This window comes from Nocardia cyriacigeorgica, from assembly GCF_005863245.1.
GTDB classification, from domain to species: domain Bacteria; phylum Actinomycetota; class Actinomycetes; order Mycobacteriales; family Mycobacteriaceae; genus Nocardia; species Nocardia cyriacigeorgica_C.
In genome coordinates this window covers 135,178-160,679 of sequence record NZ_VBUT01000009.1, presented here as the reverse complement: position 1 = coordinate 160,679, position 25,502 = coordinate 135,178, and the positions used below count along the sequence as shown (strand labels likewise).

Genomic DNA, 25,502 nt, shown 5'->3' with positions numbered 1-25,502 from the left:
ATCAAACGCCCCAAAGGCGTCCTCACCGACGACCCCGACGACCCCGACCACATCCACATCCCCCGTGCCCGCATCCGCACCCCCGAACACGCCCGCACACCCGACGCCACTCACGAAGAATACGAACTGCCCTACCCCGACGACATCGTCGCGATCCACATCGCCGAACTCACCCGCGACGAACAGTTCAACCTCACCAACCGCCACCCTCACCAACCCGACGCACCCCCACCACGTAACGGCAAAATCAAAGGCCCACCCACGGCTTCCGACGACGATGATCCGGCGGAAGCCGTCAGCGCGTTGTCCACCAGCGAATACCGGGCCCCGACAGATGATCCCGCGACCCGTGACTCCCCCGAACACGGCGACCACCCACAGAAACGAGACGCCCCCACCGACGGCGACCACCCCCAGACCCGAGATGCTCCCACGCAAGATGAACCGGCGACCGCAATGGAAGTACCGGACCCGATCGCCTCCCCCGAGCAGCTCGCCCTCACGCCAGAACATACGACAGCCTTGGCGGAAGCGGTTGCGGCACGGAACGAGACGGTCGCGGAGCTGACCGATCAGGTTCGGGAACTGGAGAACCTGCTCGAAACGGTTGCCGACAACCGAGGTGCGATCGACGTGGCGGCGCTGATCGGCATACGCGACGAGCTGAACCTCTTCTTGGACGAACGGCTCGCGGCGTACGCGCAGACTCCTGAAGGCCAACGCGATTCGTCCATCGCCACACTGCGTGAACTCACCGCGCGGCCGCGACTGAACGCGGACCAGATACGAGCGCTCGCCGAGATAGTGCCTGGGGTCGAGCGCGGCAAGTTCGCCGCGATTCGTCCCCGTGCCACCGATCGCTATGTCGCCGCGCTGCAAGCGGCGGGCCGGGAACGGCTCGCCGGCCTGGAGTCGGAAGCCCGCTATTCGTCGCTTTTCCACAGCAGTGCCGTCGATGCCTTGCGGCGCGCAGCCCAGGATCAGGGCGATTCCTTGGCAAGGAATCTGCGGGTCGCACGGTTGGCGCCCAAGGTGCCCGACCTGATAGCCGCTATCGACGGCGTGCGCTCCGAGGCAGGACCCACCCGTGAACGCCTTGCGACCGCGTGGCGCGCAATTCCGGCGGAGACCATAGATCCTTTGTTATCGGTCCTCATTCGCGGCATACGTGATCGCGTCGAGGTCGTCGATGATGTCGCGGGCGGAGTGCACCGCCGGAATATCGGCGGGCTCGTCGACGAAGCCGTGGCGAACACCGAAAAGGTCGTCGTTCGCAACTATGCCGAGACTTCTGTGCGCGGATTCGTCTTCGGGGATGAAGAGGCCGCCCATATCGCTGGGTTCGCCGAGGCCTCGGCACGCTTACGCGGAGCCATAGGCCGTCCCGTTCCCACGGTTGACCTGCTCGCCGGAGCCGTCGAAGCAATGGCTGGGCGGCGCGCGGACTTCGTGCGCTTCGTCGACCGGGCCGACACGCTCTACCTGCACTTCACACCGAACATCCGCGCGATCGCTGCGGATGGGATGCTCCGTTCCGGGGCACACGAGGACGTGATCAACACGACGGCCGACCATTCGGCCGGTGTTCACTTCGTAAAGCCGGGCACCTGGACCGGCACCGAAACATTCGAGGAATACGTCGGCTACGCCGGAACCCGGTACACCCTCGGCGACAAGACGCGACTTCCAGATCCGCTCGGCGCCATCGTCGTGCTGCCCCTTGGTGCGATCGTCGCCGCCACACCCCTGCGCAACGAAGTCAAGACAACCGACCCGATCGGCGGGCACCTGGCCAGCGATGCCACGTTCCGTCCTGCCGACGGCGAGGCCCGCTACACGTATTCGCTCGACGACGCCTACATTATCCCTTGCTACAGCGATGCGCAGGTGGACTGGGAGCATTTCCGCACGGTCGATCCGGTCACCGGGGAGCAGCACTACGCGACAGCCGCCGAACCGATCCGAGACGCGTTCCGCCGCGCCGGCTACCGCGAAGACTGGATCGACCAGCACATCATCGACCTACCGGATCCGATCGTCGCAGACGCGACGACCCTCGAGTTCGCAGCGACCCTCGACCGAACGCGTGAGCTGATCCGGCAGGCGCAGGAGGAGATCGGTCGGCGCCTCGCATCCGACGGCACATACTCCGATCGGTTTGTCGCTCCGCTGACCACCGAACACGGCAGGCAGTTCGAAACCCTCGACTTTCATGGAACGACGCCCTCCGGCGGGCACGCAGTCGCGAATCAGGCCGTCGAACGTCTTATCGTGACCGATCGGCACTCAGAGACAAGCACTGCGCCCGAGGCGCGGGCGCGGGTCAATCGTGAAATCAAGGGAGCCGAACCCGAACCCGCACGTTATCCGAGCCCCGCACCGATGTCGAGCCCGTCCGAGATACTCGACATTCCGGAACGCAAGAACGTCGAGGGTTGGACCGGCAGCCCGATCGCGAGGCCGTCGGGCCGTCCCAATCCCTCGGTATGGTTTGCCGCCGAACCTCACCGGCCAGGTGTGTTTGGTGAGCTGCCGGCATCTGCCGATCGAAACACCACTGGCAGCAACGGTTTCACCGATAGCGGCGACAATTCCGGTGCCTCCGCACAGAGCGCCGACGCGACATTCGAGTACCGCCCATTGATGTCCGACGAGGAATTCGCGCAGCTGCCGACCGAACAGAAGCACGAAGTCGCGTTGGCGGAACTGTCCGGAACAGCTGTCATGCTCGACAGCCGCGACCAAGCCATCGACTATGCCCGCAGGCACTTTCAGATCGACTTCCCGGAGACCGTCCGAGAATCGCTCGCCTGGATCAAGGGCGCGGTATCGGCCAGCCCGCTCGGTTACGACGCCGCCAATACCTATCTGACAACACCTGACGATCAGCGTTCACCGACCGACGATGCGGCCCCACATGTTCAGCGCGTCGACGCCACCATGGACGAGCATCGGTCCGATCACGACATATTCGTGAACATCCCATTGATTTCGGACGGAGTCACCGGTCTCTCATGGAATCCCGGCTACAGCGGTGCCGAAATCGGCCACCACCCGTCGCCGCGCTTCGATTTCGTCGATGTCGGGATCTTCTTGGCTCCCAGTGGTAATCGCCGACTGTGGGTCGAGAACGTTACCGGCATACCCGAAGCCGTCCTCGGTCGCGGTTTCGCCAGGCAGACCACCAGAGTCGTCGAAGACGGCGACCAGATCTTCGAGTACGGCTATCTCTTGCCAGACGCCGGCGATGCTACCTCTCGCCCAGAGCTTTCGACGGGACCAGGCTCACCCACTCTTCCTGGCGCGCCCGCAGGTGATGGCACCGGACAGACGCTGCCCGCCTCAGGTGAAGACGCTCCCATGCCACGGCAGCAGCACACACCCCGTGACGAGGACCCCGGCCCAGAATTCAACCCGCTCACCCCACAACGTCATCGGCTCGTCGGCCGTGACGCGCCGCCTCGCCACAACAGCATGGCCACCCGCATGGTGGGTCCGGACGGCCTCGATCCCGCTGTCGTCTATCACCACCCCCCTGGCAGCGACCCCAACACGCCGTCTGACGACCGATCCGGTCAGGCGCCCGGACCGCGGGCGTCGGAAGGCACTCCGCAACCGAAGGCGTTGTGGCTGTATGCCAACGACGACCTCTTCGCGCGTATTCGGGAAGCGGTCGACGCCGCTGCCCCGTCGTGGCTCGACGAGCGGCGCGACGAGGTTTCGGCGACGCTGGCTATCGTCGCCGACGATGCCCTGAGCTGGACCAACCAGACGTATATCAGCGCGTCCTTCCAGCCACTGCCCGGTGACGGCATGCGAGTGGTTGTCGCGAACGAGGGGTACAGCAAGTTGTCGCCCGATGTCGCGCGCGCCCTCGACAGCATGGCCAGTGTCTGGCACGCCGAGATACCGCAGCATCGGCGCCGCGTCGTTGCCGATTTCCAGCGCATCGATGATGTCGTCGGCCATACACGCGACACCGCGGACTGGGAGGCGCGTTTCGCACCGTACTTCTTCCAGGTCGACGAGGATGTCCACTACCGGCAGATGGACATCCTCCGGAGTCGGGCGGCAGTGGGTGACGCCGGGGCCATGGTGCGGGACTTCATGCGCGAGCACGGTTTTGGCACCGACAACGAGATCGGGCAGCTCGCCGGGTTGGCGGAGGCGATCGTGGAGATGTCGGTCGACTCATGGCACCGGGGTAGAGCCTTCTCGGTGCAGATATCGCGGTCGGGCGTGCTGTCGCTGACGATTATCGAAGACCGTGGACTCGGGACCGCGCCGAGCACTCACTATGAGATCGTCTACCGTCCCTCGACCTCCCCGGGCACCGAACTGAGCATCGCCGGCCCCACTTCTGTCGAAACATCAGCCGCGGCCCAGCACGCAACGAACGATCTCCCCGCGCAAGCGCACGACCCGTTCGACGGACCCGACGGAACTGTCCGCGCAGCCCACCGATTCCCAGCCGGAATCGATGCGGAACAAGCCTATGGCCGGACACTCGAGCTGATCGACCAAGTGTTCGCCGATGTCCCCGCCGCGGCCGTGCGCGCGGACGCCCGCCAGGCCGCAGCCATGCTCACCCTCGAACTCGTCCACCACCTCGTGATCGTCCCAGGTGGGGAGGCCACGCTCACCGGCCAAATCACCGTCGGCCACCATGGCCTGGAGCTCCACGTGACGGTGGCCGATCGGACCGATGCCACGCGCGACGAATCCGCATGGCAGGTACAGAACTTGATCGGCCCCGACCAGGCGATCAGGGTTGGCACCGAACCCCACAACGGAGGCACGATCACCTGGGCGAAACTCGACCTGCGACACGAGGCGCGCAACAGCGACTTCGACACGGTCGCCGACGAACAAGTCCACGCCCACGGGAAGGCACGGCCGACTGCCCAGGATCGTTCGGTCTCCGAGGCAAAGCAGATCACGAACGCAGTATCGACCGGTGACGGACAACGGCAACATGCCCCGAGCCCCGAGGCCCTGGATGCGCGGCAGGCACTCGCACACGTGGTCGGTGTCGAACCCGAGACGAATCCTCTGATCAACTCGGTCGACGATCCCGAAAACTATGGGATGGTGCGCTGGGATCTGCTCGAGTCCGAGCACCTGCTGCCCGCTATGCGAACCGCGGTCGCGGAATTCCTCGCGGAGATCGGCGAGATCTCGAACGACCGAGAACCTGCGAGTATCGCCAACACGCTGGATCGCTTCGCCGCTGCGGGAAAGCTGCTCGATCGCGTCGTCAACGCAGTCCACGTCATCGCCGGCAATCTGAAAGATCCCGAACGGTTCCCCGGGATCGAGGAGATCATTCCGCAGATCTCGGCGATGGAGTCCGGTCTTCGCAGAGAGATCTTCACCAACAAATCATTCTTCCAACGGGTGAAGACACTGTATGAGCAGCATCAGCGTGGTGCACTGGATCTCGATTCTGCCACCGCAGAGCATCTGGAACGCCTCTATCGTGATTTCCGTCGCACCGGCATCGACCTTCCGCCCGGAAAACAGGAGCTGCTCAGGGAAATCGACAAACGAATCGCCGAACGGATCAATGAGTACGACAGTAACGTATCGGCGGCTACCCAAGCGGCGGCCCTGCACGTCACCAAACTCGACAGCCTCTCCGGCATGTCGCAGTCGCAGATCGACACAGCGAAATCCGCGGCCGAAGCGCGGGGCCTCCCCGGGTACGTCATCGAACTCACCCCCGCCGCATCCGGAAATTTTCAACCACTGCTCGCGACGCTGGACGACCGAACGCTACGCGAGCGGCTGGAGCGCGCGGCGACCGAAATCGGCCGGAGCGCCGCACATGACAACACTGGCATTGCTGTCGAGGTGGTACTGCTACGCGCCGCACGCGCCAACCTGCTGGGCTATCCCGATCACGCCGCGTTCGCCACTGAAGACGAGCCCGTCAGTCCGGAACAATGGTTTGCGCTGTTGGACAGGCTCCTCCCGCCGATAGCAGCCGCGGCGAATAAGGAATCGGCAGAAGGTGCCGAGTTGCTCGGCCTGGAGAAGCTGGAATCGTGGGATGCGCCCTACGCTCGCCGCCTGGCGCTTGCCGGCGCCGACTCCGAGATAGCGCAAATGAACAATAAGGCACAGGATTACCTCATCCTGGATCAGGTACTCGAGGACGGATTCTTCTCCTTCGCGAAGGAATTCTTCGGCCTGACTTTCACCGAACGCCCTGATATCCCCACGTTCCACCCGGATGTCCGCTCCTATGAGGTCACCGATGAAGGAGGGAATAAACTCGGACTGATTCTGCACGACCCGTTCACCAGGCCAGGCAAGCGCGGCGGAGCGTGGACACAGGGAATCATCAACAAGTTCGTGCCGACCGGGCAACTCCCCGTATGCGTCGTCACCACGAACTTCGTCAAACCGGAACCCGGCGAACCGGAAAAACTGATCCCGGACAATGTCGTCACCGTGTTCCACGAGTTCGGGCACGGCGTGAACATCACTGTCGGTGACGGCGTGCGAGAGCTGCTCGGCAGCCACAAACCACGCAGTTGGGCCGAGTTCCCGGCCCAGGTGATGGAAATGTTCTGGTCGCGTCCCGAGGTCATCAGCAAGTACGCCAGGCATTACGAAACCGGCGAGCCGATGCCGCCGGACATGATCGATGCGCTGCTGGCCTCCAAGCAATCTCGCAGGGGACTGGGCACTGCCCGCAACTTCGCCTACACGCTTCTTGATCTGCTGTGGCACAAGGGCACACTGGACGGCATCCCGTCAGCGGCGACGGCGCTGCGGGCGCTGGTCAGTAGTCCCGAGGACATCCCGGCAGGAACGGACATCGCCAGACTGGCCCGCGATCTCGTGAACATCCCGCCAGGGACGGACCTGCAGGCATTGGTCCGCGATCTCGAGGACGCCGAACTGGCACGGTGGGGGCTCGATCTGCCGTACATTCTCGACAGCCATCCGCTGCAACATTTCGGCCACATCATCGGCTCGTCATACGGCGGTGTCATGTACGCGTACCCCGTCGCCGAGATACTTACCAAGATCGTCGCCCAAATGACCGGGGAGCGCATCGAGCAGGACGGATTCACCCGCACTGTCGGCGACTGGATGCGCGAAGCGATCTTCCGGCCCGAAGAAATCGGCCTGCGCCCGATCATCAAGGGGTATCTGGGCGACGATCCGAACGTCGGCCCGTACCTCGAATCGCGCGGTATCACCGCTGATCGTCCCGCCGGCGGCGGCGCACCCGCGACGTCCTCGACGCCTGGCCCCGAGGTCGGCTATCGCCCCGATGCCGACTTCAATCCGTTCGCCCCCGAACGTCACAGGCTGATCGGCACACCCGGTCGCCTGTCGGGCGCCGATGGCCGAGACCCGGCCGTCTTCAACCGCTTCAACGAGTTTCCCGAACCTCCGTCACAGTCCACCACCGCCGAATCCCGCTCACCTTTGACCAAACTCGAGCTCACGGAACTACGGCTGGCGGCGAAGGACATGTCCGCCGTTGAGATCGGAGAGACGCTGGGCCTGAATCCGCGGACGGTTCGGTCGCACTTGGCCCGAATTCAGGGCAAACTCGGCGCCGCCGATACCGCGGCTGCGGTTGTGGTGGCCGTGCGCAGCGGCACGCTCACGCTCGCGGAACTCGATGTCACTGCGAGCCCCCGGCAGGACTACTCGCTCTCCCCCCGCGAATTCGAAGTACTCGTACAGTTCGCGCAGGGCAAGACGACACCCGAGATCGCGGCGAATTTGTCCCTGGCGGAAGACACCGTCAACGGGCACGCACAACGCATCGGGGAGAAGCTCGGCTCAGCGACCCGAGCCGGGTCGGTCGCAGCGGCGCTACGCGCCGGGCAGCTCTCCCGGGCGGACCTGGCACCTCTCAACGATGCACCGGCCGTCGTGCCGTTGACCGCACGCGAGGTCGATGTTCTCGCCTTGACCGCAGACGGCAAATCGAACACGGAGATTGCCACCGAACTCGGACTCACGACTCGGACCGTCGATACCTACGCATCCCGCGCGAACCTGAAACTCGGCGCCGGCACTCGTGCGGGCGCAGTGGCGGTCGGGATACTGACGGGACTGATTCCGGGCACGCCGCAACACGCCGCCAACGAACCCGATCAACCCGCCAGCCGTCCCCAGCTGACACCCCGCGAACACCAACTGATCGAGCTGATCGCGGAAGGGCGAACGAACGCCGAGATCGCCTCTGCTGTCGGTCTCACTCCCGCGACCGTCAAAACCTATATCGCCGACATCAACCAGAAGTTGGGAACTCGGCACCGGCCTGCTCTGGTCATCGCAGCGATGGCTGCGGGATACCTGCCTGCCGTATCAGCGTCCGACGAGGCCGTCGCTCCTGAAGCGGAAACGGATCGGCCGACCTTGACCGTTCCCGCTGCCGAACCCGGTCGCCCCATCGAGAAACACCGCTTCCTCGAGTGGTATCGAGGACGCCTGGCCGACGATTCCGCCTCGCCCAAGCAGGGGCTCGAGCAGTATCTGCAGATGCATCGTCTGACCACAGACCAGGTCAACCGATGGCTCCGGAGTGCGCAGTTGAGCTCGGACCACTCCGTAGCGCAACAGATCGGGACATTCCCGAAGCCGATAGCGAATGAACCCACCACAACCTGGCTCTCCGCGGTTCAGCGATATCTGGGTGTGGGGTCTGCTGCGATGGACGCTCTGCTCGACGCTCCGACGGGTACCTGGGACTCCGCATCGAGCGGCGCACATGCACTGGAGACGGCTCAGGTTCGCGCACTCCTTCGCCGCGTCCCTACCGCGCGTGAGGCCTACCCTGATGTTGCGGTTCATTTCCCGGATCTATTGACTGCCGGGGGCGGACACCGCTTTCCGGAAGGTCACGCCCACATCGGCGAATTCATCAAGCATCGCCGGGAAGCAGAGGGACTCAGCAGGAAAGAGCTGGGCGAGCAGGTCGGAAGATCGGCGACGGTGATCAGGCACTGGGAAACCGGTTACGCCACGCCATCGAGAGAAGCGATCGGTGGCATGTCGCGGCTGCTGCTACACGAGGGGGTGACGACCGATGAACTGGCCGAGAACTTCTCGCATATCCGCAGGGAGACACTGATATTTCCGAGTCCGGCAGTCGCTGCATCGTTCGGCGAGTATCTTTCCCACTTCCGGCGGGTGAACAATCTCCACAAGGCCGACGCGGCCGGTGTGCTCGGACTGGCGCCGGTGTCGATAGCTTCCCATGAGAACGGGGAGGCATCGGCTCCCGACGATCTGGCCCTGCTGGCTGTCTACGACCATGTGCTCCACCGGGCAGGCCCATGGAACGAGCTCGCCATCGCCTGGGGAAACAGTTACCGCATGGATCCCCGCGGGGAGAAGCTGCCGGATCCGGACAGCTACAACAGTATCGGTGACTGGGTCAAGGCAATCCGTCTGTACCACAGGCTGCCACAGCCCGAGTTCGCCCATCGGTTCGAACGCACGCAAGCATCGGTCTCCCATCTCGAGATCGGCCGCAACCGTCCACGGGTGGAGTTCCTGCGGAACATTCGTGATTCTTTCGATATTCCCAACGAGACCGTGGTATCCGCGCTCCAGCGCTTCTACACCCGATCCGGGCAGCCGGCGGACCCGGCGACCGATACGTTGTTCTGGGAACTGATCGCCACCCGTCCCGGTTCCGACCAAGAGCGGACGATCAGAAATCACATCGTCGAGTCGCATGTGTGGATTGCGGAATCCCTTGCACGTCGATGGGCAGCCACGTCTGAGCAGCGAGAGGATCTCCAGCAGCGTGCTGTAGAAGCAATATTGATCGCCACCAGGAACTTCGTTCCGCCAGGCGAGTTCGGAGCGGCGGCATGGGTCGCGGCACGCAACGCTGTACGAAAAGCCCATTTCGAAAGGCGCTTTCCGAATGTCGACAACACGACGCGGAAGCTGCTCATCACCGTCGAGACCTACCGCAACCGCCATTTCCAGGAAACCGGCACAACGCCGAGCGAGGCAGAAATCGGGGCTGCACTCGGCCTCGATCCGGCCGAAATCACGCAAGCCCTGGTGCTGATCAGCCAGCAGACCGTCGCCTTGGATGAACCCCTCGGGACCTCGCCCGACGGCCCGACCCGCGACGTCGCGGCCCCATCCACTCCCACCGGCACCGGAGCCGACTTCCCGGAACCGCTCAAAGCGGTGGTGCGGGCCGCCCTGGCCGACTTGTCCGAACCCGAGCTTGCAGAGGATCTAGTATTTCTGCACTTCATCGAAGGCCTCTCGCTCGCGCAGGTGAGCAGCCTCCTACGGATCAGCTCGGAGAAAGCCAGCGAGCTCAGCGCGCTCGCCGGAGAACGGCTCAGAGCTGCATTCAATGAAAGAGTCCAGGAATCATCACCGGAGCCTGGGCCGGACAATCCTGAGCGCACAAGCTCAGGAGGTACGGCGCGCACTCCAGGGCCTTCTGTTTCTTTCTACGCCGACATCAATCCCCTCGCGCCCGAGCGCCATTACCGCAACCGGCGCGTGCCGGGCGCGCTCGGCCTCGATCCCGCCGTCCTCAACCACACCCACCCCGACGCCGACGGTCAGCAGTGGGGAAGCCCGCTGCTCGACTACCACCCGCCGCAAGCGGGCACTCGGTCTCCCATCGAGAGGTTCCGCGCCGCGCTACTCGCCACATTGGATGCGGCCGCGATCCCGGACCCGGACCAGACACTGGCCGCGACCACCGCGGAGCAGATGGTTGAGGCCATCCGATCGCTTACCCCCCGGGAACGCAGCGCGTTGCGGATACTGCGCTCGGGGCAATTCATCCCGCTCGCCGCACGCGAGACGATCCGCGACGAAGGAATGCGCGCGGCGAGCCAGCTGGTCGATGTCCTCACCGATGCGCAGATCGAGGCCGATCCTCGGCGAGCGGCCATCGCCGCGGCGAATGTCCGGCAGCTACAGGACGCCATTGCGCGGCTGGGAACCCAACAGCGGCAGATCGTCGTCGGGCTGCTCGAACGAGGAGAGTCTCCCGCCGTTGTTGCGCAGCGGCTGGGGCTGTCCGAGCCCACCATCGAATTCATGGTCACGGGCGCGGTGCGCCGAATGGCCGGGTATCTGGTGGAATCGGTTGCCGCAACCGGTGAACGTGTCCCCCTGTCCGCGCAGAGCCCGGTCGAGCCCGGTCCGGCTCCGACCACCAAGGAGACCGCGTTCCAGCGCGGGCAGCGCCTGGCAAGGGAAGAGCATGAGGCGAGTATCCGTGCAGTCCCCGAGCCGAGGGCCGATCAACTGGGCAACGTCCTGCGCCGGTTGGAGGAGCTCTTCCCGACCAGGCGGCAGGGCAGCGATGAAGCAGGACCGGACGATCCGCCACCGCGCACCTCGCCTACCTCCGGCGCACCGAGTCCCACCCGGCACCCGTGGAACACCCCAGACCATCCGGGGGTCATGAAACCACCGGGCGGCTTCGACCCGGGGAGGGTCACCGCGTTCAATCCCACGAGCGACGGGACCGACCATGCCCACCGACGGCCTCAGTCTGGGAGACCGGCGACCGGCACACCGCCGGCCGCAAGCCCGGTTGCGGCATCCGATGACGCGCTGCACGGCAGTTCCCCGAATCGCGATGCGCTGGAAGCGCGCAAGGCGCTCGCGGATGCGGTCGGCGCCGAGCCCGAGGAGGTAACTCACGGCCGCGTTCGGGAAGCCCTGCGCACCGTCACGATGGAACTGCTGCTGTTCGACGACGCCGACTGGACACGTGCGCTGGCTACCGGCGATCTCCTCGGGGTCCGCGGGTGGTTCGGGGACTTGGTCGCGCTGCATCACACGATCGCCGAATCCACCGTGCGCGGAAACCATCCGGGCACAGTGGCGGATCGGGCACGGGAGGTCCAAGCACTCGACCGCGAGCTGGCCACAATGCTCGGCCTGTACGAACTGCGGCGCGAACCGGTGGCCGACGGGGGTGGCGATGCACTGGGTGAGCTTCGGGCGATCCACGAAAAGACCGGGCAGACCACGCAATTCGATCAATTTCTCGAGGCCCTCGAAGGTTTCCTCGCCGTCGACCCTGCCCAGTTCGTCGTCCGGACCGACCCGGGCCTGCCGGTGGACCTGTCCCGCGTCGACCGCAGCCGCCCTGTCACCCAGAAAACCATTGCCGCGCTGACCGGAAAGTCGCAGAGCACCGTCTCGCTGGCCGTGCGCGGGCTCCCCGGCCCGAGCGCCGCGGATGCCGACTTGATCCGCCGGGTCGCTCGTGAACTCGACTACCCGATCTCCGAGCCCCGCGACGCGCAGGTCACCGATGACGCCGCAGCAACCACGACCTTCGACCGCCAGCAGCCCTGGCTGGGCTTCCATCATCCGGAAGACCGCCCGCACGAGGGGTGGACCGGACCGGCAGCCGCGGGCTCCGATCCCCCACCGAGCGAACCGGTGCATCCGTCGTCCGCGGACGACACGACGTCACCGATGCTCTCCGACCAGAATCCAGCCGAACTGAGGACCCTGGGCAAGGCCACGATCAGCGTCATCGACATCGGGCAGCACGTCGACGCCGAACAGGCAAAACGACAAGCATTCACGCTGGTCGAGGACATGTTCGCGGACGCGAATGTCTGGTACGACGACCGCAGTGAGATCCTGCTGCTGCTCGTCGGCGAGCTGGCGAGCAATATCGCCGCCCACCCGCACGCCGAGGGTGTCGTGGTGGCGACGATGTTGTGGACGGCCGACGAAGTCGAAGCGGTGCGGCTCGATGCGCGCGTGCGCGGCGCGGGCGGCACGCAGTTGAACCTCGCCCCCACGTATGCCGACGACTACGGGATCGAGTACGAACCGGACGGATACACCGCGTGGGTGGTGTACGGCAACGGCTCCGACCGGTCGAATGAGCTCATCGCTGCCCTGTCCGATCGGACATCCCGACAGGCCGAGCCGGGCGCTGAGCCAGAGATCATCCCACCTGCCGAGGTGCACCCCGAGATCGCGAATACCGTGCAGAGCGCTATCGATCGTCTGTCGGCGGCCCTTGGCCCGGTGCCCGACGGCTTCGAGCTGGCGGTGATCGACGCCGGACCCGCGCATCTCACAGTCGAGGCGGCGGTGCCGGGGGACGGTACGGTCCCGCTACCTCCGAATCGCAACGACACGACCGATCAGTTGCCGGCGGACGAGCACGAAGCGCCGTCAGAGCCGCCGGTCGCGTCGGTGCGATTGCCCGCGGACGATCCAGAACTGCCCACCGCCGTACGGGAAACGATTGACGGCGTCGCATCCGACTGGCCGGAAGAGCTCAGGTCGGCGGTCGCCCGGACGACCACTGCGGTCGTGGCGCACGCAGGACCGGACGTCCTGGTCCGGGTGCGGGCCACAGCACAAGACGCCACAAACCTGCGAGTGACCGTCGCACACGCCACCCGCCGAGACATCCCGCCCGAACTCATTCGGATGCTGGAGCTCGAAACCACCGGATGGACAGCGGATGTGACTCCTGACGTCCGTCATGTCGACCTACTTTTCCGCCGGATCGACGATGCGCTGATCATCGAACCTCGCGACTCGGCGGCGGCAACAGCCGCAGGCCCGGCGCAATCGGTTGCTATGGACATCACACCGCGCGGTCGGCCGGCCAACGAGGCCCGCAATCTGGTCCGTGACCTGCTGGCCGGCAACGCCGGATATCGCGACGTCGCCGAGGCGATGAATCACGCCGAGCAGCTGGTCCGGGAGGTGATGAAGACGTGGCGGGAGGGCACTCGCTTCACCGCGAGCCTCGCGCCGTCCGGATTGCTGACCATGGAGATCGTCCGCGAGAACCCTGGCATCGGCACGGTGCGGTACAACCAGGTGACCTTCCGGCCCGCAGACACCGCGGAACCCGATCTGAGCATTGCCGGGCGAGAGATCGACGAGCCGGTGCTCACCGCTGTCGTCAGACATGCGCACGCCGCCATGGCGCGCCACCACTGGACCGATGCCGATCAGCTCGCGGCCGTGCAGACGATGGTGTCGCGGAAGCTTTCGGCCTTCGCCGAGCGAGCCGTCAGCGGACCGTGGCGGTTGATGGTGACGGTGTCGGGGCAGCCAGGCACCAAGGTCCTCGCCGTGACAGCGAAGCACCCGCGCGAACGCGAGGCGATACCGGTGCTCGAGCTGTTCCAGCGCACCGCGAACTGGGCGCCGGATTCGCCTGCGGCGCTGGCGTTCTACCGCAATGGATGGCTCGCCGAATCGCATTGGTCGGTCGGCAATGATCCGATGGCGAACGCCAGCGACCTGTTCGACGGCACCGATGTCCTCGCCCGAGCCGAGCATCGGTTCACCGCGGGCGACGATCCAGTGGAGGTGCTCGCCCAACCTGCCGCGCTCGTCGACCGAGTCCTCGACGTCATCCCGAACGAACTCATCCGTGCCGACGCGCGCATGGCGGCCACGTCGCTGGCCCTCGGCCTGACCGAGCGCCTGGTCGCCGACCCCGGTGGTGAGGCCCTGCTCACCGGCATGGTGACTATGGGTATGCACGGCTTGGAATTCCGGGTGGCCGTGGCCGATCGCTACCCGGACACCAGCGGTGGACAGGTGCACCACCGCCTGGCAGCACGTTCGGGCAGCGAGTCCTGGATTGGCGGCACGATCACCTGGGCCGCACTGGATTTGCGTCCTGAGGTGGCCGGAGATGTGCTCCCGGAAGCAGACACCGGCACCGTTTATGCGCCCGGCGCCGACGCGCCCGACGTTGTCGGCAACATCGCAAGGGTCCTCGGTGAAGACCTGCCGGATCGGCAAGACGACGCGGCGATCCCCACACCGGCAATCCGCCCCGTCGCCGACCTGCTCGCCGACATCGCCGAGATCGTCCGCGAACCCGGAAACGACGGCCCGGCGCCCACATCCGCCCCTCCCACCGACGCCGATAGCGATGACGCAGGCACCACTACATTCGACCGCCAGCAGCCCTGGCTGGGTTTCCATCATCCGCCAGAAAACCAGCACGCGGGATGGACCGGCGCGCAGGACGGCTCCGTGCCACAGCCGAAAACACTGTGGCTGTCTGTCTCCGACGCGGTCTACACGAGGATCCGATCAGCTCTCGACAGCGCCGCACCGGCCTGGACGGAAGATCGACGCGACCTGGTAGCGGCCACGTTGAAGGTGGTTGCCCACGAGGCGTTGCTGGCCACCACCGACGTCAATATCAAAGCCTTCATGCAGCCGTTGCCGGATGACGGCCTGCGCGTGGAGATCATGCATACCGGCGACAACAGGCTGGCACCGGAGGTGGCGCGGGCCCTCGACGAACGCGCCAGTGTGTGGCGGGCGGAGATGCCGCGTGAGCGTCGTCGCATCGTCGCGGAATTCCAGCGCACCGACGATGTGTATCCGCGCACGCGGGAACGCGCGCGTTGGGAGGCACGTTTCACACCGTATCTCCACACGGTCGACGAAGATGCCCACTATCGACAGTTCGACATCGATCAGAGCACCGACCCGGTGAGCGCGGCGGGTCAACTCGTGCGCGACTTCATGCATGAGCATGACCAGGGCACCGAACGGGACGTCAGGGATCTCGCGGCACTGGCCGAATCGATCGTGCGGATGACCGTCGACGCCTGGCGTTCGGGCAGGGCGTTCTCGGTGCAGATCTCCCGGTCGGGTGTGCTGTCGCTGACGATCTTGTACGACCGTGGCGTCGGCTATGCGCCGGGCATCGAATACGAAATCGTCTACCGCCCTACCACCCGGCCGAGTACCGAGGTGAGCGTCGTTCCCCCGGCTCCGGCCGAACCCGCGGGAGCCCACCGGCAGACCGAGGACGCGTACCCCGCGAAGTCCGGTCCGTACGAGGGACCCGATGCCTATGTGCGTGCGGTCCATCGGTTCCCCGCCGGTACCGATGCAGATCACGCCTACGGTCGGGTGCTCGAACTCGTCGACCGGGCGTTCGCCGATATCGCCCCCGAAGCCGTGCGCGCCGATGCCCGCCCGGCCGCGGCCCTGCTCGCTCTGGAGCTCGTGCACAATCTCGTGGTCGCGCCGGGCGGCGAAGCGCTGCTGACCGGGCAGGTCGCGCTCGGCAGGCACGGGCTGGAATTCCATGTGACGGTGGCCGACCGGCAACCTGCCGATTCCGCTGCGGACAACGGGTGGCGCGTGCAGGATCTCATCGTCGCGGGACGTGCCCTCCGGGCGGGAGTAGAACCGCGTGACAGCGGCAAGATCACATGGGCAGCAATGGATCTGCGTCCAGGTACAGGCGGCCATGACTTCCCCGCCGGCCACGACAGTACTGCGAATCCGGCCACCGGCCACGACGACAGCGCGAATCCGGCCACCGCAACCGCACCGCCGCAGGCCTCATCAGCTGCGGCAACCCCCCACTCGCCGCCGACACCGTGGAGTCCGCAGCAACCCGCCGCAACGCCGTCTCCCTGGCGGCGAACAGCGAATGAAGCGGGGAATGACACAGCTAGAACACCGGCATCCGCCGGGAAAGGCGCCATGCCGCCGGATAAAGCCGACATCGCCGCGGCTTTGGGAATCGATGATCGCCGTGCCCGCGCATACACAGACTCGACTGTCCACGGCTATCGCCGAAACCCTTGGGTGGTAAATCGTTTCGGTCCCGGCGACGCGGGCGCGAACGAATCTCCGGAGCCGGTACCCGGCCACCGGGCCGGACCACCCGCATCGGACGAGCAGGGCATTCGGATCGGGAAGATCGAAGTACACCCGCGAGCAGCGGAATTCGATGAGATACCGGTAGACCCAGAGATGTACATTCCCGGGATCGCGGATGTGCTCGAATTCCAGACGGTGCATTTCGACTGGCAGGGCAACGTTCGCGACCCGGATTTGGCACCGTATACCACTGGGCCGGAGGGAGACTACTTCTTCATCACCCGCGAGGAGATCCGCACCTCGCCCGCGCCGGCGAGGCATCCGATGCTCTACAGCTCGTACCGAGAGCCCGGCCACCTTCCGATCATTCTCGGTCATTGGAGCATGGCGGGTGGCAGGGAGTTGGCCGTAACCTTCGCCAGCAACTTGTTAAGCACCGGGCAGGCCATGGTGAAGAACAGCGCCTACGGACGGTACCTACTGGCCCACCACTGCGACTTGTCCACGGTACGGATCTCCGACGAGACCGAAGGCGCGCTCTGGCGCAAGCAGAAACCCGTCGGCATCCCGACCGTCGCGGAGCTGATCGCGCGCGGCGGCCGGGCGACCCGGCCGACGGAATTCGGCACCGAAGGGATGTTCCGCGGCGGCGTAGACGATTTCTGGGTCGATGTCGAGAGTATCGAAACAGCTCCGAATCAGTTGACGATCACCTTCTCGGTGAACATGGTGCTCGGCGAATCCGAGAACATCACCCTGGTTCTCACTCACAGTGCCGACGCCGACACCGCCACCTACACCCGCGACATCCGGCCCGGCAACAATCCCCGGCCCGTCGACATCGCCATCGAAAAGTTCCACGACATCGCGGTCGCGCCATTGCTGGCCTCATCGCAAGCGCATTACTCGGAGCACGAAGTCGCCGACGCGGGCCGTCCCGAGACCCGGATGTGGGGGCAGCCGACCGTCCGGCCAGCAGAGCTCGATCAGGCGCGTGCAGGGTTGGCCGACATGCTCGGCATCGAGCCGGCGTTGCTGGCCGAACGTCATCCGCTACTGCGAGCACTGCAGCTGATCGGGAACGGGTGGGACGAGCAGATTCGGCACGCAAACGCCGCAGGGATCCGAGCGGAAGAGATACCTCATTGGGTCGGCCGGCAGATCACCGCCGACCTCGAGCTTCAGTCCACGGACCCCTACTCGGAGGAGTATCGCCTGGCGCTGCTCGCTCGCCAGTCGGTCAGCGACGAGTTGCCCACTCTGTTCGGGCTGCCGAGAAACGCCGCGTGGCCGACGACCGCCCCTGCCGATCAACCGCTGGCGGGGCTTCGTTCACTGACCGGCCGGGTGCCCGGAATCGACCGATTGCTCACCGCCGTCGAAGAGTTCCTCGATATGGACGCCCGGGTCGATCTGGTCGAGCAGCAGGCCCACACCACGCAGGATGTCGCGGACGCGTTCGCTTACCGGCACGAGTCCATCGCTGTGAGCGGCCTGGATGTCCTCGACCCGAGCCAGGCGTTCGTCTTCGCGCAGACATTGCACGAGCTGGCCACCCGCCATCCGACCGAGCTGACCGGGGTTGCCATCACGTCGGATCCCGGTGTCGGCGAGACCACGATCTCTGCCTCCGCCAAGGTTGAAAACGATGCGGTCTCGGCACGCGGTATCGAACTGATACTCGACCCGGAGAACGCCAGAGAAATGTCGCGCGAAACCATCCGCGCCGCAGTAATGCACATGTACGCGCGCTCGCTCATCCAGGCCGGACGGTGGCGAGCGGAGGTTCACGCCGCCCGAGAACTGCAGAACACACGACAAGAATCCGACACCGGAAATCGCACACCGGACGCACGGGCCACACTCGTCGAGTCTTTCGAAAAGGTCGAAACCGGCGATCCGAGCGCGACGGCCGAAAACCGGATGCTGCATCGCACGATGATCGATTTGGCGAATGAATGGGAAGGAAAACCGAGGAGGCCGTCGGCCGGACGATGACCGACGCCGAGCAGCGCATCCAAGAGGAGAGGAGAGCCTACCTCCGCGAGTCGGAGCAGGAGCTCGGCCTGGACCTGTCCCGTTTCGACATGAAAGACGTGACCCTGCAACGAATCCGGGAGGTAACCGACGAATACCGATACCACCGTGCACAGTTCGGAGATTTCGGCGTCGTCGATATGGGCGCGGAACCCTACTGGAATGATGATCGCCTCGGCGAGACGGAACAAGCTCCGGACGGCATATCTATAACGTACAGCGAGCGCTACACGATAAACGGGGAGCTCACCCGTTCCTTCGTGGAAGATATGGTTGATCGAGGCCACTTCAGCGGCCCCCGCGACAAGCCAGTGCGGATCGTGACCCATGAGCTCGGCCACGCCATGCAAATGTATGCGCACGGGTACGACGACAGGCCGGAAGCAGCCTTCATCCAGGCAGACGCCGACTGGTCGATGGTGATGCGAGACTTTGCCCGAAGATACTTCGAGAACTACGCACCGGGCCACCTTCAGGACTTTCTGAATCAGTTGGATGCTCGCGCGGCCGAGGAGACGTCGACCGAAGAATATCAGTCCAGGGACGCAGAGGAGATCGCACAGATATTCGTCGAAAACTACTTCGACCACGATCTCGCCGAGCATCGCACTGCGTTCCTCTCCTATCTGAACGAATTGGTGAGCGAGTTCAGCGGATACAGCTTTCACGATTATCTGGACGAAAAGAACCTCGCCAACCTCAATCCGCTGGAAGCCTTCCCCGAGGCACATACCGCGAGCCGATGGCATATGGCGAGCGAGGGACAGGAGATCATGGCCGCCTACCTCGCGAGACGGGTAGCGGCCAAGAACGCTCGCCTGGGTGGCACGACCGCCGGCGCCACCGGGGATGCAGCGGGACCCGGAACGGGCACGGTGTCTGCCGAGCTCGCCGCGGCGCTGGGCCATGCACCGGCCGCGCCAGGCGAACGCGCGGCACAATCTCCTGAGCTCCCCCCTCCCACGCCCCTGGTTGACGAGGACGACCAGGGAATTCCGTTCGCACCCATCGAAGTAGCCCCGCACGCCACCGGAGCCCCGCCGCTCCCGGGGACGGATGCTTCGGTTGCGGGCGAGCCGCGGCCCCAGCGGCAGGACACCATCGTCGCAGGCCTGGTGCCGCAGGGGGTGCATACCGCAGAGATCGTAGGCGGCAATGCTCCCGTCTCGCCGGTAGCGGCCGTGCGCCGCAGCGCCGACGAGGCGTTACGGAGTCTCGGCCTTGCAAGCGGCCCCATATCGACAGGGCCTGCCGGCCGGCCACTGTGGCCGGACGGGGTGGTCGGCGGGGTGACGCAGAACGATGCCTACAGCGCCGCCGCCGTAGCCGATGCACGCGACTTCCGATCGATCGGACTGCATGCCGAGCACAATGAACGGCTGCCCGCGGACACGCTCGCCGAGATCTCCGTTCCAGCCGAGCGCCGTTGGTTGCAGCGAAAAGGCCATCGCGATGAGGTGTGGTGGGATCGGGTGTTGCTGGCGGCCAAGGAAAGCGCCAGGCGCGCATGGTTTCCGCTGACCGGGCGCTGGCCACACCTCCAGCATGTTCAGGTGGTGTTCGATCTGGACAGCCCCGGCGCCTTCCACGCACACATGCCCGCCGACACGTCCATCGACTCGGGCCCACCTGTCACGGAGATCTCCGGCCGCTTCACTGTCGGTGACGGACTGATCGTCGCCGCGGCCACCGTGCCCCGCCAACGGGAAGGCCGGGCAGCCGCAGCCGAAACCACGGTGCCCATCGGGACCATGGGCGTCCCGGACCCCGATGTCCCGCTCGACGGTCGAGGTCGTTCGCCCTGGGACCGGGGACCAGCGCCCCGGCGCGGGCAGCGTGCTGTCGAGCGGCTCGCGGAATTCGACCATGACGGCGGCGGTGGACCGAAACCACCCCAACTCCTCCACGTGCCCGACCAAGCGCAGGGGACGCCGGCCGATATGGCGAACGAACTCCTCCGGCTGCACAACCTACGGATCGAAGGGTTCGAGCTACTCACGCAGGCGCAGTCCATGGCACTCGCATGGACAATGGACAAGCTGCTCGGCCGCTATCCGGTCTCCTTCCGCGAGGCCGATGTCGTCCTCAGCAAAAACGAGCGACGCGTCCGGGTCGAAGTGAAACCCGACATCAAGGGCCGAGAAGTGCCGTCGGCACGAATGAAGATCACGTTGCCGGATCTCGAGGGCGAAGACCCCGACGGATTCATCTACTCGATGATGAACGCCGTAGTAGATGGCTTTGCGGAGGTGCTGCTGCTTGCCGGACGATGGCGAGCCGTCGCACAAGCGACTTCCACCCTGCTGCGCGCATACCGAGAACGACACGGTGATCACACCGACGACGGCTTCACCGAATGGTTGAAGGAACAGTTCGGTCCCGGCATGCTGGACGACAACGGCCACCTCTATGCCGGCACCGCGGTGAAGCACTCGTTCATCAATATCCACCGAGCGGCGACGACAAGTGCGACGCCACGTATCAGCGAGGCGCATCATGTACTTCACGATCTGCTCGTCGATACCGCGCGTACCTGGGATTTCAGCATCGACGCCGCGCTGCGGCCTCCGGCCACACCGGAGGAAGAAGCGGAGCATCGGCATCGCGTGCAGAAGATCAGTGAGGCGGAATCAAGGTTCGGAATCGAGTTCGTCGGATTCGACATGGTCGACCTCGACGCCGATTTCCTCGATGATGTGATCGCCGAAATCCAGCACCATGTCGACGAATTCGGAAGCGTCACCGGGCTGGCCCGCATATCGGTTATCCCTATCGCCAACCCGTTCACCCACGGAAACACCGCGCGTCGACGAAGTGGCGCGAGCGAGATGCGGCTCAGCGAACAATGGGCACTCAATCGGACCGAAGCCCGCAAATTCATCAACGCGGCCACCACCAACCGGTTCTTCTCCCGTATTCACGACGAGCCCGTTCGCACCACCGTGGCGCATGAGCTCGGCCACGTCCTGCAATTCTTCATCCAGGAGGTTTTCGACGCACCGCCCGGCGCTTGGAAGGCTGCGCTGGAGCGCGTCTGGGAAGCGCTGACACCACAGCTGGTCGCACTGTTCGCAGGCGACGGCACTGCCAACGAGCCGGACGCCGCGATTCTCGCCGCACTTCGACTCGCCCTGAGCGGGTACAGTTTGCGCCCGGACGGCCGAATCAACGTGCCGGAGGCCATGGCAGAGGCACGAACCGCGCACCGGTTCTTCGGCGCAGACGCCGAGGAGGCACAGCGCATCATCAGCGCCCACATCGAGCAACTCGTGCACGCGCGAATCGCGCAGGACCCGTCGACACGCCTCGAGACCGACAGCGGCTCGCCGTCTGGACCTCGACACGTCCCAGGCGTACCCACCACGCCGACCGGCCGGCCCCTGCGCGGCGCGAGCGTGGAGCCTCGGGCCACCGACATCGATCACCACGCCGATGACTGGCGGAGCCTGCGCCATCAGCAACGAGAGCAATTCCGCGGATTCGGTACAGTCCACGCCGACGGCGGAGGTGCAGCCAGAGGCGGACAGGACCCGCCCTCTCCCGTCACCGGGCCCCGCCCATTGCGTGATCGGTTCGGCAACCAGGTCTTCGAACGGGTCAGGGGTGCTGTCGGCAAGCTGGTGGAGCGCGGTGTCATCGAGCTCGACCCAGCCCAGCAGCGGCAGTTGGCAGAGGAAATCGCCGACGCGAGTTTCAGCGTCGCCGCACGCGAGCTGCGTGGTACCCGTGCTGAACACATCGGCCGGGAGCTCGCCATTATCGTCGGGCGTACCACCGAGGACTACGTCCAGCTCGAGAAGATTCGCCGTCGCGTGCTCGACGCGCTCCTGGAACATCATCGCGACGGAAAGTACGGGCAAGCATTTCGATCACTCCCCCGAGACATGCTCCGGGAGCGCCTCCACAACCTTGCCCAGGCGCATCCAGCACAGTATCGCAGTCTCTTACACCCGACCGGAGAGCTCGCGACTCTGCACCTGTTCCGAGCCTCGATAAACCTCACGCAGATACCGGAACGCCTCATTATCGAGGAGTCGATGCGGGCAACGTTCGAACTCACCGCGCGGGAGTTGTCCGCCGCCATCTCGACTGCCCTGGGAGCAGATGATCTCCCCGTCTGGGGCCGTCGATACGGCTGGCGGAACCTCCTGACTATCGGGGTACGCCGAGTGATTCACGAGGGACTGTTCGCCGACGGAAGGCGTCTACCAGCTAGCGGGAGGCTCGCCCGACACCTGAGCATCGCGCCTGGCACCGTGGAGCGGGTCTACTCCACGCTGGTCCGCGAAGGCTACTTGATGTCGAACGCGCCCTTCGGCCCGTTGGTCACCAGCAGTGACAACTGGCCAGACCCGCCGGGTCGACTCGAAATCCCGGCGACCACCCCAACTGTCGGCGAGGCGACCACACCCACTGGGCTTCCCGACTCTCCTCCACCGATCCAGACGTCGCCGCCATCGCAGGTAGCGTCTATTTCTCCCACAGAGCTGGTCAGGGCTTTGTCTGGCACGACGGCATCGGACGCACTCGCACAGCAGGCGGCACAAAGTAACTGGCGCCAAGCCCTCACCGCCGGTTTGCGCCGCGCCCTTCACGCGCGCGAGCTCACTCCAGGTCAGCTCTTCACACCAGCCCCCGAACTCGCCGCCCACCTCGGCATCTCGAAAGACACCGTCGCCCGCGCCTACCGCCAACTCGCCGAAGAAGGCTACCTCGAACTCACCAACCGCGGTGCCACCGTGACCAACGAGCAGAGTTGGCCGAAATCGCCCGATTCGCTTGCTCCCGCCCCGGCAATGACGCCGGCGAAGATGGTGGCGACGATCGAGGTCACCACACCGGGGTCTTCCCTCGAACAGCAGGCAGCACAACACAACTGGCATGAGGCCCTCGCGACCGGCCTGCGCCGCACCCTCCACGCGGGCGAGCTCACCCTTGGACAGCTACTCACACCTGCACCCAAACTCGCCGCCCACCTCGGCATCTCGAAAGACACCGTCGCCCGCGCCTACCGCCAACTCGCCGAAGAAGGCTACCTCGAACTCACCAACCGCGGTGCGACCGTGACCAACGAGGAGAACTGGCCTACAGTTACCGGCGCGCTCACGCCCAACCCGTCACTCACTCCGGCGGAAGTTGTCGCCGCGCTCTCCGGTGACGCCTCTCCGGAGCGCCTGATCGATAAAGCTGCCCAGACCACATGGCACATCACCCTCACATCAGGGCTGCGCCGGGCAGTCGACACCGGCAGGCTCGTCGGCGGCCAGAAACTCCCAGCGGCCAAGGCGCTCGCTTCGTACCTGCGTGTCTCCGGGACCGTCGTTTCGAATGTGTACCGCGCGCTCGTGCGAGAGGGCTACCTGATATCCGTATTCGGGCACAGCACCACAGTCGCGAATCTGGGGAACCCGCCAAACAGTGTGGTGACGCCGGACGTCGCTCGTGCGCGGCGAGACACGCTGCGAGACTATGTACGTGCGGGACAAATCGAATCGACTGCCACCAGCCATGCCGCGCACGAGGACGAGCAGCCACGGACTCCCCCGGAGCCGGCCCGCGACCAGCGCCTGCTCGAGCTCGACGCCGACGAGGTCTATCTTCTTTCCCTGATCGCCGACGGGCGCTCATTGTCGGAGGCCGGCAGCCAGATCGGCGCTTCGGTGAGTACCGTGCGCCGGCGCCTCGCTGCCATCGAAGAGAAGCTCGGAACACACAGCACGATCGAGTCGGTCGTGCGGGTGTGGAACCAGGGAACGCTGCGTCTCGGCGACGGTACGACGGAATCGGCTCCGCGCAACTACCTCGAGTTCGCTGATGACGAAGTCGAGATCCTCGGCTTGCTCGCCCGCGGCCTGTCGAACTCGGCGGTTGCCGCGCGTCTGCGGATAGACCGCACTGTCCTGCAAGATCGGCTGGCTCGTCTCTTCGACAAGCTCGGCGTCCACGGGCGGATTCCAGCGGTGCTGGCGGCGCTGGACCGAAGGATAATCCGCATCGAGCCGACCGATACCACGCCGGGAAAAGTCCTACCGCCGTCGAGCAGCACATCTACTACCGCGGAATCAGTCGCTCATGCCCCTTCTGGGTTGGTGGTGACCGCGCGGCCAGAGCTGCCCGATGTGGCGGCGCCACACCCATCGAGGCGGGGTTCACAACTTCCCATCCTCGGCAAGGATCTTTCGACCGGACGCGATATCGAGATCGACCCGAACGATGTGCGTACGCTGACCTTGCGCAACGAATACGGGCACGACGATGTCGTGTTTCTGCCGTCGAGCCACGACCGTGACGACGGGTTCGCGCACTGGGCCGGCCGACCCCATCGCGACCTCGAACACATCTACACGATGTACCAGCGGCCCGGCGGTCCGCCGTTCAGGTACACCATCGCGTCGCCCGAGCCCGCTGTGTGGCAACGGGAACTACATGCGACCGGCAAAGCTCCGTTCATCGTGATCACGCACGCCATCGCCGACGTCTACTTGCTCCAAATTCGCGTCGGTGATGCGTGGCAGGACGTGTTCGTCGGAGGTGTGGAGTACGGCCGTCTGCTCACCAATAATGCTCAGTTCATGAATCTGCTCGCCCAGGACGAGTACCGTCCGCTCATCATCGGATCGTGTAGCCCGGCGCAGAACGGGAACTCGACCGCTCAGTTCACCGCCGAGTACCTGATCAACGATGCCGAGATGGATCGGAATATCCACCTCGCCAAGTCGTTGCTCGGCTTCAGCAGCGACGGCGATTCCGCGCGGCTGGCGGTAGAAGCGATGATCACCCCCAACGGTGCTCATCTGCCCTTGTTCGAATCCTGGTGGGGATCACCATGGGCGCACGAGTACCGGCCCGAACGCTAG

General features: G+C 65.2%; 2 protein-coding genes (1 of these 2 running past the window's edge). Both read left to right on the top strand.

The window, feature by feature from the left end:
* A protein-coding gene (locus FEK34_RS22525; RefSeq protein WP_138450736.1) for an MFS transporter crosses the window boundary here: on the top strand, window positions 1-18,606 show its 3' portion. It extends 12,831 nt beyond the left edge of the window; 18,606 of the gene's 31,437 nt are visible here — the last part of the coding sequence; its start codon lies off the left edge, out of view; it ends in the stop codon at window positions 18,604-18,606.
* Window positions 18,567-25,502, top strand: coding sequence for a GntR family transcriptional regulator (locus FEK34_RS22520; RefSeq protein ID WP_138450733.1), 6,936 nt, complete (start codon window positions 18,567-18,569; stop codon window positions 25,500-25,502). The genes FEK34_RS22525 and FEK34_RS22520 overlap by 40 nt, the downstream gene beginning before the upstream one ends.

Coding starts and splice junctions, on each gene's coding strand:
- FEK34_RS22520 (WP_138450733.1), top strand. CDS start 18,567: ATGGGAAGGAAAACCGAGGAGGCCGTCGGCCGGACGATGACCGACGCC.